The organism is Ancylobacter moscoviensis (assembly GCF_007559435.1).
GTDB lineage: Bacteria > Pseudomonadota > Alphaproteobacteria > Rhizobiales > Xanthobacteraceae > Ancylobacter > Ancylobacter moscoviensis.
Genome location: NZ_VMBP01000001.1, coordinates 688,515 through 701,926, shown reverse-complemented (window position 1 = coordinate 701,926; position 13,412 = coordinate 688,515). Strand labels below are relative to the sequence as shown.

The following is a 13,412-nucleotide window of genomic DNA, read 5'->3' as shown; positions in this document are numbered from 1 at the left end:
GAGCCAAGCTTTCTGGAGCCAAGCCGTTGAACTGGATCTCGAACGTCGTCCGCCCGAAGCTCAGCTCGTTCCTGAACCGCCGGGAAGTGCCGGAAAATCTCTGGGTGAAGTGCCCCGAGACCGGGCAGATGGTGTTCCACAAGGACCTGGAGGCGAACCTCTTCGTCATTCCCGGCTCCGGCTACCACATGCGCATGGATCCGACGGCGCGCCTGCGCTCGATCTTCGACGGTGGCAAGTGGTACGACGTCGCCCTGCCGCAGGTGCCGGCCGACCCGCTGAAGTTCCGTGACGAGAAGCGCTATGTCGACCGCCTCAAGGACGCCCGTGCCAAGACGGGCGCCCAGGACGCGCTGAAGGTCGGCTTCGGCAAGCTGGAGAACCTCCCCGTCACTGTCGCGGTGCAGGATTTCGGCTTCATGGGCGGCTCGCTCGGCATGGCGGCCGGCGAGGCCATCGTCACCGGCCTCGAGACCGCCGCCTCGCGCGGCACCCCCTTCATCATGTTCGCCTCGTCGGGCGGTGCACGCATGCAGGAAGGCATCCTCTCGCTCATGCAGATGCCGCGCACCACCTGTGCCATCCAGGAACTGCGCGAAGCGCGCCTGCCCTACATCGTGGTGCTGACCAACCCGACCACCGGCGGCGTCACCGCCTCCTACGCCATGCTGGGCGACATCCAGATCGCCGAGCCGGGCGCGCTGATCGGCTTCGCCGGGCCGCGCGTCATCGAGCAGACCATCCGTGAGAAGCTGCCCGAAGGCTTCCAGCGCGCCGAATATCTGCGCGACCACGGCATGATCGACCTCGTCGTGCACCGCCATGACATGCGCGCCACGCTTGGCCGGCTGTGCCGCCTGCTGATGCGTGCCCCGGCGGCGACGGAAGCCGTCAGGGCCTCCACCGACGCGGCCACGGCGGGCGACGCCGCCGCGCTGCCGCCACCTGCGCCCGCGAGCGCCTGAGGTCTCCCATGCCTTCCCTGCCCGCTGCCGGTCCCGACCCTGAGGAAGGGCGCCGGCGGCCGGTCGAGGACATCTTCGACCGCCTGCTCGCCCTCCACCCGAAGCTGATCGACCTGTCGCTGGACCGCATGTGGCGGCTTCTGGAGCGGCTCGGCCATCCCGAGCGCCGGCTGCCGCCGGTGATCCATGTCGCCGGCACCAACGGCAAGGGCTCCACCGTCGCCTTCATGCGCGCCGTGCTGGAAGCCGCCGGCAAGCGGGTGCACGTCTACACCTCGCCGCATCTCGTGCGCTTCAACGAACGCATCCGGCTCGCCGGCACCATTGTCGACGACGCCCGCCTCACCGAGGCGCTGGCGCGTGCCGAGACCGCGAACGGCGGCGAGCCCATCACCTTCTTCGAGATCACCACCGCGGCGGCGCTGCTGCTGTTCTCCGAGGTTCCCGCCGACGTGCTGCTCCTGGAGGTCGGCCTCGGCGGCCGGCTCGACGCCACCAACGTCGTCGAGAAGCCTCTCGTCTCGGTCATCACGCCGGTCTCCATCGACCATGTGGACTTCCTCGGCGAGACCGTCGCCGCCATCGCGGCGGAGAAGGCGGGCATCCTGAAGCGCGGCGTGGCGGCCGTGCTCGGCCACCAGCCTCGCGAGGCGCTCGCCGTCATCGAGCGGCAGGCGGCCCGGCTTGGCGTGCCGCTGTCCATCATGGGCGAGCAGTATCAGGCGCATGAGGAAGGCGGGCGACTGGTCGTTGAGGACGAGGCCGGACTTCTGGACCTGCCGCGCCCGCGCCTCGTCGGCCCGCACCAGATCGGCAATGCCGGCCTCGCGGTGGAAGCGCTGCGCATCGCCGATCTCGGCATCCCGACCGCCGCCTACGAAGAGGGCATGCGCTCGGCCCAGTGGCCGGCACGCCTGCAGCGGCTCGGCCCGGGGCCGCTCACCCAGCACGCGCCGGAGGGCGTCGACATCTGGCTCGACGGCGGCCACAACGCCGCCGGCGGCCAGGCGCTCGCCGCCGCACTGGCGGACATCGAGGACCGCGTGCCGCGGCCGCTGGTGCTGATCGTCGGCATGCTCGGGACGAAGGATTCGGGCGCCTTCCTCGCGCCCTTCGCCGGGCTGGCGCGCGAGCTGATCGCCGTGCCGATTCCCGGCGAGCACAAGGCGCAGCCGCCGGAAGCCGTGGCCGCCGCCGCGCGTGCCCACGGCATGGACGCCTCGACGGCGCCGAGCGTCACCGCCGCGCTGGACGGGCTCGCCGCCTATCCGGTCGGCCCGGCGCCGCGCGTGCTCATCGCCGGCTCACTCTATCTCGCGGGAGCCGTGTTGGCCGAGAACGGCAGCCTGCCGGACTAGCCGGCGCGCGCCGTCGTCCCGCCGGGGAGTGGAGACCGCATGCGGATTCGCTGGAAAAAGAGCGATCCCGGACCGGCCCTGAGGGCCGTCCGGGATAACGCGCAAACTGTGGCGCCGGAAGAGGCGCGGCCGCCGCTCAGCGCGGTGCCAGCACCATGATCATCTGGCGGCCTTCGAGCGAGGGCTCGGCCTCGACCTTGGCCACGGGCGCCAGCTCTTCCTTGACCTTGTTCAGAAGCTTGTAGCCGAGCTCCTGATGCGCCATCTCGCGGCCACGGAAGCGCAGGGTGATCTTCACCTTGTCGCCTTCCTGGAAGAAGCGATGGATCGACTTCATCTTCACGTCGTAATCGTGCGTGTCGATGCCGGGCCGCAGCTTGATTTCCTTGATCTCGACGATGTGCTGCTTCTTGCGCGCCTCGTTGGCCTTCTTCTGGTTCTGGTACTTGAAGCGGCCATAATCGAGGATCTTGCAGACCGGCGGCACGGAATTGGGGGCGATCTCGACGAGATCGAGGCCCGCTTCCTGCGCGCGCAGAATGGCATCGCGCGTGGGCACGACACCGAGATTCTGCCCATCCTGGTCGATGAGCTGCACCTCGCGGATGCGGATGTCTTCGTTGACGCGCGGGCCTTCCTTCTCCGGCGCGACGGGTCTCATGGGGCGGCGAATGGCGGTTCTCTCCTCTGCCATTTCAGAAAATGCGTTTCACCGCGACTCGTAAGGGTGCCGGCCGGCTCGTCTTGCGCGCGCGTAAAAACGGTCGCAGAAGATCGTGACAAACCCGTCAGAAGTCAACGGCGTGACGACACGGAAACGATGCAATCGCCCGATGGGCCGCATTCGTTCCGCCGGCAGCATCCCTTTCGCGCTGTTCGCGCGTGGCACCTGCCTGTAAGCCAAGATGGCGCGCCGGGCCCGAATCGCAAGGCGCGCGAGCGATGACGAGGACCCGCCCAGCATGACCGAGACCCCCGAGACCGCCCCACGCTTCATCCCCGTCGGCACCGATGCACGCCGGATCGCGGTGCGGGTGACGCCGGGGATATCGACCGCCGGGAAGCCCGGCGTGGTCTGGTGCGGCGGCTTTCTCTCCGACATGCGCGGCACCAAGGCGGAAGCGCTCGCCGAATGGGGGGCGCGCACCGGTCGGCAGGTCGTGCGCTTCGACTATTCCGGTCATGGCGAATCGGAAGGCGACTTCGAGGAGGGAACCATCTCGCGCTGGGCCGAGGACGCGCTGGCGGTCTTCGACCGCGAGACCAGCGGCCCGCAGATCATCGTCGGCTCCTCCATGGGCGGCTGGATCGCGCTGCTCCTCGCCCGGGCGCTGGCGGCGCGCGGCGAAGCCGGCCGGCTCGCCGCGCTGGTGCTGATCGCCCCGGCACCGGACTTCACCGAAGAGCTGATGTGGAAGGCGATGCCGGACGACGTGCGCGCCACCATCCTGCACGCCGGCAAATGGGTGCGCCCCTCGCAATACGGCCCCGGCCAGCCGATCACCCGCGCGCTGATCGAGGACGGGCGCAGCAACCTCGTGCTCGGCGCGCCCTTCGCGGTGGGCTGCCGGGTGCGCATCCTGCAGGGCGTCGCGGATCCCGATGTGCCGTGGCAGCACGCGTTGCGCCTCGTCACCTGCCTCGCCGAGGACGATGTGGTGCTCACCCTGGTGAAGGATGGCGATCACCGCCTCTCCCGCCCGGAAGACATCGAGCGCATCCTCGCGGCGGTCGAGGAGGTCGGGTGAGGCATCCCCGCCCGGCACAGGCGCGGCCTGTCCGGGGCGGAGGTCACGGCGCCCGTAGGAAAATCGCCTCGCTCCCGTCGTAGCGCCGGCGCTCCAGTTCCTCGAAGCCGTCCGGCGGCTGGAAGGCCGCCTCGGTCGCCTCCTCGACGATGACCAGAGCTCCCGGCGCCAGCCAGTTGCCCTCGCGCGCGCTGGCGAGCGCCTTTTCGGCGAGGCCGCGGCCATAGGGCGGGTCGCAGAAGACGAGGTCGAACGCATCGCTCGCCAGCGCCGCGCCGAGCTTCGTCGCGTCGCGGCGGAAGATGCGGGTGATGCCGCCCACACCCAGCGTCTCGACATTGGCGCGGATCAGGCCGCGCGGCTCCGGCGCCTCGTCCACGAAGACCGCGAACGTCGCCCCGCGCGAGAGCGCCTCCAGCCCCAGCGCGCCGGTGCCGGCGAACAGATCGAGCACCCGCGCGCCGTCCGCCGCGTCGTCATAGGCATGGGCGAGCACGTTGAACAACGCCTCGCGCAGCCGGTCGGAGGTCGGCCGCGTGGCGTTGGAGGACGGGCCGCGCAGCGCCCGCCCCTTGAAGCGCCCGCCGACGATGCGCATCGCTCAGGCGTCCTCAGCCGCGCGGAGCGCGAGGCGGACGCCCGCCGGGCTTGCTCCCCGGCTTTCCGCCGGTCGGCCGGCCACCCGGACGACCGCCCGGCTTGTCGCCGAACTTGCCGCCGGACTTGAATCCGCCGGGCTTGCTCCCGCGCGCGGGGCGCTCGCCGCCCGGCCGGTCGCCAAAGCTCTTGTTGCCGAAACTCTTGTTGTCGAAGCTCTTGCCCGGCCCGCCGGGACGACGCGGCCGCTCGCCCGCCTCGCTACCGAAGGACTTCTGACCGAACGACCGGCCTTCGGGCCGATCGAAACGCCGTCCGCCTTCCGGCCGCTCGCCACGCGGCGCGCGATCCTCACGCGGACGATCCTCACGCGGACGGTCCTCACGCGGACGGTCCTCGCGCGGGCGATCCTCGCGCGAACGGAAGGGACGGTCGCCCTCGGGACGCTCGCGACGTGGGCCGCGATCGCCTTCCGGACGCGGACCCCGCTCGCGGAACGGACGCTCGGCACGCTCGACGCGGGGACGAAAATCGCCATCCGCCCGCTCGCGGCGCGGTCGCTCGCCGAACGGACGCTCCGGACGCTCCGCCCGGTCGGGACGGGCGCGGAAGGGTCGCTCCTCGCCCTCGCGACGCGGGCGGAAATTGCGCTCGCCCTCGGGGCGTTCACGGCGCGGGCCACGCTCCTCGCGCCCGCCCTCGTCGGAACGCGGGGAGCGGAAACGCGACTGCTCGGACTTCACCCGGCCGCTATAGGGCCGGTCACTGCCCTCACCGCGGAAGGTGCGCCCGCCCTCGGGCCGCTCGCGCCGCGGGGCGCGATCGCCCTCGGGACGCGGGCCCCGTTCGCGGAAGGGACGCTCGGCGCGGGGACGGAAATCGCCCTCTCCTTCCTCGCGGCGCGGACGCTCGCGGAAAGGACGCTCGGGACGCTCCGCCCGGTCGTCGCGTACCCGGAAGGGGCGCTCGCCGCCGCCCTCGCGCTCCTCGCGCGGATAGGTCGGGCGCTCGCTGCGGCTGCGGAACGGACGCTCGCCCGCATCGCCGTCGCGCTCGCCGCGCGGGCGCGCGGGGCGCGGGCCGCCGACCTTGCGGTCCCGGCTGGTCGCGGCGCGGGCCGGTCGGGAACGCTCCTCATAGGGACGCTCCTCATGGCCACGCTCCTCGCGCCCGCCCTCGTCCCCGAAGGGGCGCTCGGGCCGGCGACGGAAGGTGCGCTCGCCGCCCCGCTCCTCGGCGCGGCGCGGGCGCTCGTCGTCACGACGCGGACGGCGCGCCGGGCGCTCCTCCTCCGGCTCGGTCTCGGTCGAGCGCACGCGTTGCACCAGCACCTTGCGGCCCTTGCGGTCGGCGACGATGCCGGCCGTCACTTCCCGGCCCTCGCCCGGCTCGGCGTCGATCGGCCGGCGGCGGTGGCGGTCCTCGGCGCCTTCCGCCGCGGCATAACGGGCCTTGGCGGCGCGCCGGGGCGCCTCGTCCTCGCCATGGTTGAAGAGCGGGCCTTCGAAATCGGCTCCGGCGGCAGCGGCCAGCGCCTCGCCGAGCTGGTCGGCCAGCACGCGGGTGCGCACTTCCTCCACCTCGCCCTGCGGCAGCTCGCCGAGCTGGAACGGGCCGTAGGAGAGGCGGATCAGCCGGTTCACGTCGAGCCCGAGCGAGCCGAGGACGTTGCGCACCTCGCGGTTCTTGCCCTCGCGCAGCGCCAGCGTCAGCCAGGAATTGGCGCCCTGCACGCGGTCGAGCTTCGCCTCGATCGGCCCGTAATGCACGCCGTCCACCGTCACGCCGGCGATCAGCGCGTCGAGCTTGTCCTGGGTGATGTCGCCCTTGGCGCGCACCCGGTAGCGACGCAGCCAACCGGTTTCCGGCAGCTCCAGCACGCGCGAGAGGCCACCGTCATTGGTGAGCAGGATCAGCCCCTCGGTGTTGAGGTCGAGCCGGCCGACGGAGACCAGGCGCGGCAGGCCGCCGGGCAGGATCTCGAACAGCGTCGGCCGTCCCTCGGGGTCGTAATTGGTCGTCACCACGCCCTTGGGCTTGTGGTAGAGGAACAGCCGCGTGCGCTCCTTGTCGGGCAGCGGCGCGCCATCCACGGTGATCTTGTCCTCGCCCGTCACGGTGCGGGCGGGGCTTTCCAGGATCTCGCCATTGACCGCCACGCGGCCGGCGAGGATCCATTCCTCGATCTCGCGGCGCGAGCCGAGCCCGGCGCGGGCGATGACCTTGGCGACGCGCTCGGCCTCGCGCGGCTCGGCCGGCGCCAGGGTGCGGGGGGCGCGCGGAACGCGGTTGTGGTCCTTGCGGGGCGGCGGGTTTTTCGGCATGGGGATTCGATCTGGTCTCGAGGCGGCGGTACGAGAGCCCGTTCCGATCAGATTGCATGTGCGATCTGATCGGCAAAACGGTCTCGTTATCATGGAGATGGAGACGGATTTACCGGTCAGGTTGTTTCAACCTGATCGGATCCGGCTCTAGCATGTCCTGCGGGATGAAGCGAGCTTTTGGCGAGTAGGGCTTTGACGACGAACAATTCGGGCGATGGAGCCGGTTCCGGGGCCGCGCGGGCGCGCACCGACTTCATGCTGCTGGCGCTGGCGGAAGCGGCCAAGGCCGGGGGGCGCGGCGAGGTGCCGGTCGGCGCGGTGCTGGTGCGGAACGGCACCGCGCTCGCCGCCGAGGGCAACCGCATGCGCGAGCTCGCCGATCCCACCGCCCATGCGGAAATGATGGTGATCCGCGCCGCCGCCTCGGTGCTCGGCAACGACCGGCTGGCCGAATGCGACCTCTACGTCACGCTGGAGCCCTGCACCATGTGCGCCGGCGCCATCTCCTTCGCCCGGCTCCGGCGGGTCTATTACGGCGCGTCCGACCCCAAGGGCGGCGCGATCGAGAGCGGCGTGCGCTTCTTCGCCCAGCCGACCTGCCACCACAAGCCGGAGACCTATGGCGGTCTCGGCGAGCGCGAATCGGCCGAGCTGCTCCGCGAGTTCTTCGCCGAGCGCCGCTGGCCGGGACGGCTCTAGCGGACAGGATTCAGCCGAGCACGACCTCCAGCCGGCGCTTCACCTCGTCCTTCACCGGCTCGGCCGCCTTCAGGATGGCGGCGGCGCGGAAGAAGTCGAGCACCCGGAAATCATTCACGTTCGGCCGGATCAATATGTCCGGCGCGCCCGCCTTCAGCTTCTCGCCGACGATCGAGCTCGCCATGATCTGCAACGTCGCGAACATGGCGTCGAAGGGCGCCGGGACACCGCGCGCCTCGCCGCCATGGCCGCCGGTGATGTCGACCGCGATGACGATATCGGCCCGGGTCCGCAGCAGGTCGAAGGGCAGCGGGTTCACCGCGCCGCCATCGACCAGCGTGTGCCCGCCATGCTGCACGGCGCGGATCAGCCCGGGTATGGCGAGCGAGGCCGCCACCGCCGGGCGGATCGGCCCGCGCTCGAAGGTCCGCTCGCAGCGCTCCCAGTAATCGGTCGCCACCACCTGCAGCGGGATCGACAGTTCCTCGAAGGTCTGCGGCACCGCCTCCGGCAGGAAACCCTCGATCAGCCGCTCGGCGTCGACCAGCACCGGGTTTCCCAGCCCGCCGAAAAGGTCCTTGATGCGCCCGACGCGGGCGGCCAGCAGGCGGCGCATCACCTCGCCGCGATTGCGCAGCGTGTGGGTGACGAGATGGCGGATGTCGCGCGCCGGCATGCCCGCCGCATAGACCGCCGCGAACATCGCGCCGATGGAGGCCCCCGCCATGGCGGTCGGCCGCAGGCCGAGATCGTCCAGCGCTTCCAGCACGAGGATGTGCGACAGGCCGCGCGCGCCCCCCGAGCCCAGCGCGACGGCGAGGCTGGGATGATGCGCGACATGCGGCGCCGGTTCCGGCGGCGCGGCCACGGTGGGCGGCGGGGCGTCATCGTGCGGCGCAGGCGCGCCGCGCCGCCGTCCTGTGGTGGAATCGTCCATGGCTTCGCCCGATGCCGCATCAGCACGGCATTTGTTTGATAATGGGCGTACGACGCTGCCACCGCCAGTGCGCGGCGCACGAAAAAGCCGGATAAATCGGTACTGAGAGACCTCCGGGAAGGCCCTGCGGCTACTCGCCCAGAGCCCGCCAGGCGATGTCGCGGCGGCAGAAGCCCTCCGGCCAGTCGATGCGGGCGATGGCGTCATAGGCGCGCTCGCGCGCCTCGGCGACATTGCCGCCCACCGCCGTGACGTTGAGCACGCGCCCACCGGCGGCGACGATGGCGTCGCCCGCCCGGCTGGTGCCGGCATGGAACACCTTCACGCCGGGAATGGTCTCGGCCGCCTCCAGCCCGCCGATGCGCGAGCCCTTCTCGTAGGCGCCGGGATAGCCCTTCGTCGCCATCACGACGGAGATGGCGGCGTCGGGCTTCAGCGGCACCGGCTGGTCTTCCAGCTGCCCGGTGGCGACGGCATGCAGCAGCGGCAGCAGGTCGCCCTCCATGCGCATCATCAGCACCTGGCACTCGGGATCGCCGAAACGGACGTTGTACTCGATCAGCTTGGGCCCCTCAGCGGTGATCATCAGCCCGGCGAACAACACGCCGCGATAGGGGCTGGCCGCGTCGGCGAGCGCCCGCGCGGTCGGCTTGACGATCTCGTGCAGGGTGCGCCGCTCCATCTCGGCGGTGAAGACCGGGGCGGGCGAATAGGCGCCCATGCCGCCGGTGTTCGGGCCCTGGTCGCCGTCGAAGGCGCGCTTGTGGTCCTGCGCGGAGCCGAAGGGCAGCACCGTCTCGCCGTCGACGAGGCAGAAGAACGAGACCTCCTCGCCTTCGAGGAATTCCTCGATCAGGATCTCCGTCCCCGCCCCGCCCATGGCGAACACCTCGTCGATGCCGGCGAGCGCCTCCTCCAGCGTCATCGCCACGATGACGCCCTTGCCGGCCATCAGCCCGTCCGCCTTGAGCACGATGGGCGCGCCGTGCCGCTGCACGAAGGCGCGGGCGGCGTCCGCCTCGGTGAAGCGGCCGAAGGCGGCGGTGGGGATGTCGTGGGCCTTGCACAGCTCCTTGGTGAAGAGCTTGGAGCCCTCGAGCTGCGCCGCCACCCGGCGCGGGCCGAAGACCGCGATGCCCTCGGCGATCAGCCGGTCGGCGATGCCGTCCACCAGCGGCGCCTCGGGGCCGACGACCACGAGGTCGATCTTTTCGGCCTGGCAGATGGCGACGATGGCGTCGTGGTCCTCCAGCGGGATGCTGCCGAAGCAGTTGGCGTATTCGGCGATGCCCGGATTGCCCGGCAGCGCGAAGAAGGCGCCCATCAGCGGGCTCTGCGCCAGCTTCCAGGCGAGCGCGTGCTCGCGGCCACCCGAGCCGAGCAGAAGTACGTTCATGCGCCAACCCTCGTCATGCGGCATTCCCAACCGGCCGCCATCCCGGCGTTCCGCCTAAACGTTCGGGCCGCGAGGGGCAAGGGGCTGCCTGCCGCGAGTCGCCATGGCCGGGCTTGCCCCCGGGGACAACGGGGCCAAAGTGGCACGCGGCGGCGGAGGCCTATTCGTAGGCCAGTGCCACCACCGGATCGAGCCCCGCCGCCTTGCGCGCCGGCAAGTAGCCGAAGACGAGGCCGGTGAGGAAGGCGCAGCCGAAGGCCACCAGCGGCGGCATCAGCGACAGCACGATGGTGACGCCCATCGCCTCCAGCCCCAGCGCCGCGGCGAGGCCCAGTCCGACGCCGACCGCCCCGCCGACCGAGCACACCACCAGCGCCTCGGTGTTGAACTGCAGCATGATGTTGCTCATGCGCGCGCCGGTCGCCATGCGGATGCCGATCTCGCGCGTGCGCTCGGTCACGCTCACCAGCATGATGTTCATCACCCCGATGCCGGCCACCAGCAGCGAGATGGCGGCGACGCAGCCCAGAACCAGCGTGAGCGTGTTCTGCGTCTCCATCGCCGTCTCCAGGAACTGCGCGGTGTTGCGCACCTGGAAGTCCTCGGCCTGGTGCCGCTCGGCAATGATGCGGGTGATGGCGCTCTCGACCTTCGGGATGTCGCCGGCATCCGCCACCTTCACGGTGATGGAATTGAGGAACTGCCGCCCGAACACCCGCACGAAGCCCGTCGACAGCGGCACCAGCGCCATGTCGTCCTGATCCTGCCCGAAGGCGTTGGCGCCGCGCGGCGAGAGCACGCCGATCACCTCGTAGGGCACGTTCTTCACCAGCACGTGCCGGCCGATCGGGTCGTCCTCGCCGAACAGGTTGCGCGCCACGGTCTGGCCCAGCACCACCACCGGCGCATAGGCCCGCACATCGGCGTTGGTGAACATCACGCCCCGCGCGATCTGCCAGTCACGGGCGGCGAGATAGTCCGGCGTCGTGCCGCTGACCGAGGTGAAATAGTCCTCCGAACCGTAGCGCATCGTGTAGCGGCCGGAGCGTTCCGGCGCGATGGCGCTCACGCCCGGTATGGCGGCGAGCGCGTCGGCGTCCTCCGGCAGCAGCGTGGCGTTGTCGCCGGAGGAGCGGATGCCGGCGGCGCCGGGCCGCACGATCAGGAGGTTGGTGCCGATCTGCGAGATGCGCTCCAGCACGCTCTGCTTGCCGCCGTCGCCCACCGCCAGCATGGTGATGACCGAGGCGACGCCGATGACGATGCCGAGCAGCGTCAGCGCGGTGCGGAAGATGTTGGCGTGCATCGAGGCGAAGGCCATGCGCACCGCCTCCGCCAGATCGGGCAGGAAGCGCGCCAGCCCGCCGCGCCGGGCGGGGCCGGAGGCCGGCATCGGCGCGCGGGCGGGCTCGCTCTCGTGCCGCTCGTCGGCGACGATGCGCCCGTCCTGGAAGCGCACGATGCGCCGGGCATGCGCCGCCACGTCCGGATCGTGGGTGATCAGGATGACCGTGTGCCCCTCGGCGTTCAGCTCGGAGAGCAGCGCCAGGACGTCCTCGCCCGAGCGCGTGTCGAGCGCGCCGGTCGGCTCGTCGGCGAGGATCACCGGCGCGGCGTTCATCAGCGCGCGCGAGATCGAGACGCGCTGCTGCTGGCCGCCGGAAAGCTGGCTGGGGCGATGCTCGCTGCGCTCCCCGAGCCCGAGCTGGGCGAGCAGGAGATGGGCGCGCTCGACCCGCTCCTCCTTCGGGGTGCCGGCATAGATGGCGGGAATCTCGACATTCTCGGCGGCGGTGAGACTCGGCAGCAGGTTGTAGCGCTGGAACACGAAGCCGAAGGTCGAGCAGCGCAGCTCGGCCAGCGCGTCGGCGTCGAGATCGGCGACGTCCACTCCGTCCACCCGGTAGGTGCCGGAGGAGGCGCGGTCGAGGCAGCCGACGATGTTCATCAGCGTCGACTTGCCCGAGCCCGACTGGCCCATGATGGCGACGAACTCGCCGGGATGTATGGCGAGCGACACCCGGTCCAGCGCGCGCACCACGGTCTCGCCGTTGGGGTAGATGCGGCTGACATCGACGAGTTCGATGATCGGGCGCGTGCCGGCGCCGGGGGCGGCATGCGCCGCAGCCGGGACGGCCTCGTCGATGCGCGGGGCGACCTCGCTCATCGGCCCGCCTCAGCCGAGGCGCGGGGGCATGCGGGGCCGGTCCGTGCCGGGACGCGGCCCGGCGGCCGGCGCACCCGAACCGATGATGACGGTGTCGCCGGGCTGAAGTCCCTCGATCACCTGCGTCACGCTGCGGTTCGACAGGCCGGTCTTGATGACCCGGTCCTGCGGCCCCTTGTCGGTGACCACGCGCACACTTTGTGTGCCGTCGCGCGCGGTGCGCACCGCCGGCGTCGGCACCAGCGGCACGCCCTTGGCTTCGCCGAGGCGGAAGAAGACCTGCGCCGTCATGTCGGTCATCAGCGTCAGGTCCTCGTTCGGCACGTCGATCAGCACGTTGTAGAGCACCACGTCGTTGACGATGGTCGGCGTCGGCTCGATCTGCCGCACCTGCCCGCGCCAGCGCCGGTCCGGCAGGCCGAGGGTGGAGAAATAGGCCGGCGTGCCCACCGTGATCTTCGGAATGTCGCCCTCCGCCACCTGCGCGGTGACGGTCATGGTCTGCAGGTCGGCGATGCGCAGCACGATGGGCGCCGACTGGTTGGCGTTCAGCGTGCCGCCCTCGCGGGCGGTGATCGACACCACCGTGCCGTCGATCGGCGCGTAGATCTTGGTGTAGCCGAGATTGGCGAGGTCGCCCTCCAGCGTTGCCTGCGTCTGGGCGATCTGCGCCTTCAGCGCGTCGATCTTGGCCTCGCTGATGCGCTCGGTCGCCTCCGCCGCGTCGGCGGCATCCTTGCTGCCGGACTGGTTCTTCAGGAGCTGCTGGGCCCGCTCGTTGCGCAGCCTGTCGAGGGTGAGCTGCGCCTCGGCCTGCGCAAGCTGGGCGCGCAGATTGTCGAGGCTGGCGCGGTCGCCGGCGACGCGGGTCTGGTAGACGGTGGGATCGATCTCGGCGAGCAGGTCGTCCTTCTTCACGACGTCGCCGACATCGGGGCGGATGGTGCGCAGCTGGCCGGAGACCTGCGTGCCGACATCGACATAGGTCTTGGGCTGCATCTTGGCGATGGCGGTGACGCTGGTCTCGATGTCGCCGGTCTCGACCCGGGCGGTCTGGAGGACCGGCGCCGCCTCCTGCGTGTTCCCGCCATAGGTGTAGTAGGCGGCGCCCGCGGCGAGCAGCGCGACGGCGAGCACGAGCGGCCAGCGCCGACGACGTGCCGGGGAACCCGCCTTGCCTTCCATCGTCCAGTCGCTATCCGCCCTCTGCAGCATCGTCGT

11 protein-coding genes are annotated in these 13,412 nt (G+C 71.1%); 4 read left to right on the top strand and 7 right to left on the bottom strand.

The window, feature by feature from the left end; genetic code table 11:
- The first annotated feature begins 26 nt into the window (after window positions 1–26).
- On the top strand, window positions 27–965 hold the full coding sequence (gene accD / locus FO470_RS03215; RefSeq protein WP_144341465.1) for an acetyl-CoA carboxylase, carboxyltransferase subunit beta: 939 nt from the start codon (window positions 27–29) through the stop codon (window positions 963–965).
- 8 nt (window positions 966–973) lie between these two features.
- Window positions 974–2,323 (top strand): bifunctional folylpolyglutamate synthase/dihydrofolate synthase, encoded by a 1,350-nt coding sequence (locus FO470_RS03210; protein WP_144341464.1) that lies wholly within the window; start codon window positions 974–976, stop codon window positions 2,321–2,323.
- 136 nt (window positions 2,324–2,459) lie between these two features.
- On the opposite strand, the gene infC is transcribed toward FO470_RS03210, so the two are convergent.
- A complete protein-coding gene (infC, locus tag FO470_RS03205) occupies window positions 2,460–2,984 on the bottom strand; it encodes a translation initiation factor IF-3 (RefSeq protein ID WP_144341463.1) in 525 nt (174 codons plus the stop codon).
- Window positions 2,985–3,285: 301 nt separating this feature from the next.
- On the opposite strand from infC, the gene FO470_RS03200 reads away from it, so the two are divergent.
- Entirely contained in the window at window positions 3,286–4,071 is a 786-nt protein-coding gene (locus FO470_RS03200; RefSeq protein ID WP_144341462.1) for an alpha/beta hydrolase, read from the top strand.
- 43 nt (window positions 4,072–4,114) lie between these two features.
- Here the strand turns inward: FO470_RS03200 and rsmD are convergent, their stop codons facing one another.
- The gene (rsmD, locus tag FO470_RS03195) at window positions 4,115–4,669 is read right to left on the bottom strand and encodes a 16S rRNA (guanine(966)-N(2))-methyltransferase RsmD (RefSeq protein ID WP_144341461.1); all 555 of its coding nucleotides are present in this window, start codon (window positions 4,667–4,669) and stop codon (window positions 4,115–4,117) included.
- A 13-nt stretch (window positions 4,670–4,682) separates the two neighbouring features.
- A complete protein-coding gene (locus FO470_RS03190; protein WP_144341460.1) occupies window positions 4,683–6,992 on the bottom strand; it encodes a pseudouridine synthase in 2,310 nt (769 codons plus the stop codon).
- A 255-nt stretch (window positions 6,993–7,247) separates the two neighbouring features.
- Here FO470_RS03190 and FO470_RS03185 point away from each other — a divergent pair, with 255 nt between their 5' ends.
- The gene (locus FO470_RS03185; protein ID WP_144342034.1) at window positions 7,248–7,691 is read left to right on the top strand and encodes a nucleoside deaminase; all 444 of its coding nucleotides are present in this window, start codon (window positions 7,248–7,250) and stop codon (window positions 7,689–7,691) included.
- A gap of 10 nt (window positions 7,692–7,701) precedes the next feature.
- On the opposite strand, the gene FO470_RS03180 is transcribed toward FO470_RS03185, so the two are convergent.
- From FO470_RS03180 to FO470_RS03165, 4 genes are all read right to left on the bottom strand, one after another.
- A complete protein-coding gene (locus FO470_RS03180) occupies window positions 7,702–8,628 on the bottom strand; it encodes a patatin-like phospholipase family protein (RefSeq protein WP_144341459.1) in 927 nt (308 codons plus the stop codon).
- Between the two features lie 130 nt (window positions 8,629–8,758).
- Window positions 8,759–10,024 (bottom strand): phosphoribosylamine--glycine ligase, encoded by a 1,266-nt coding sequence (purD, locus tag FO470_RS03175; RefSeq protein WP_144341458.1) that lies wholly within the window; start codon window positions 10,022–10,024, stop codon window positions 8,759–8,761.
- Between the two features lie 160 nt (window positions 10,025–10,184).
- Window positions 10,185–12,191, bottom strand: a complete 2,007-nt coding sequence (locus FO470_RS03170) for a MacB family efflux pump subunit (protein WP_144341457.1) — start codon at window positions 12,189–12,191, stop codon at window positions 10,185–10,187.
- A 9-nt stretch (window positions 12,192–12,200) separates the two neighbouring features.
- On the bottom strand, window positions 12,201–13,406 hold the full coding sequence (locus FO470_RS03165) for an efflux RND transporter periplasmic adaptor subunit (RefSeq protein ID WP_144341456.1): 1,206 nt from the start codon (window positions 13,404–13,406) through the stop codon (window positions 12,201–12,203).
- Between the last annotated feature and the right edge of the window lie 6 nt (window positions 13,407–13,412).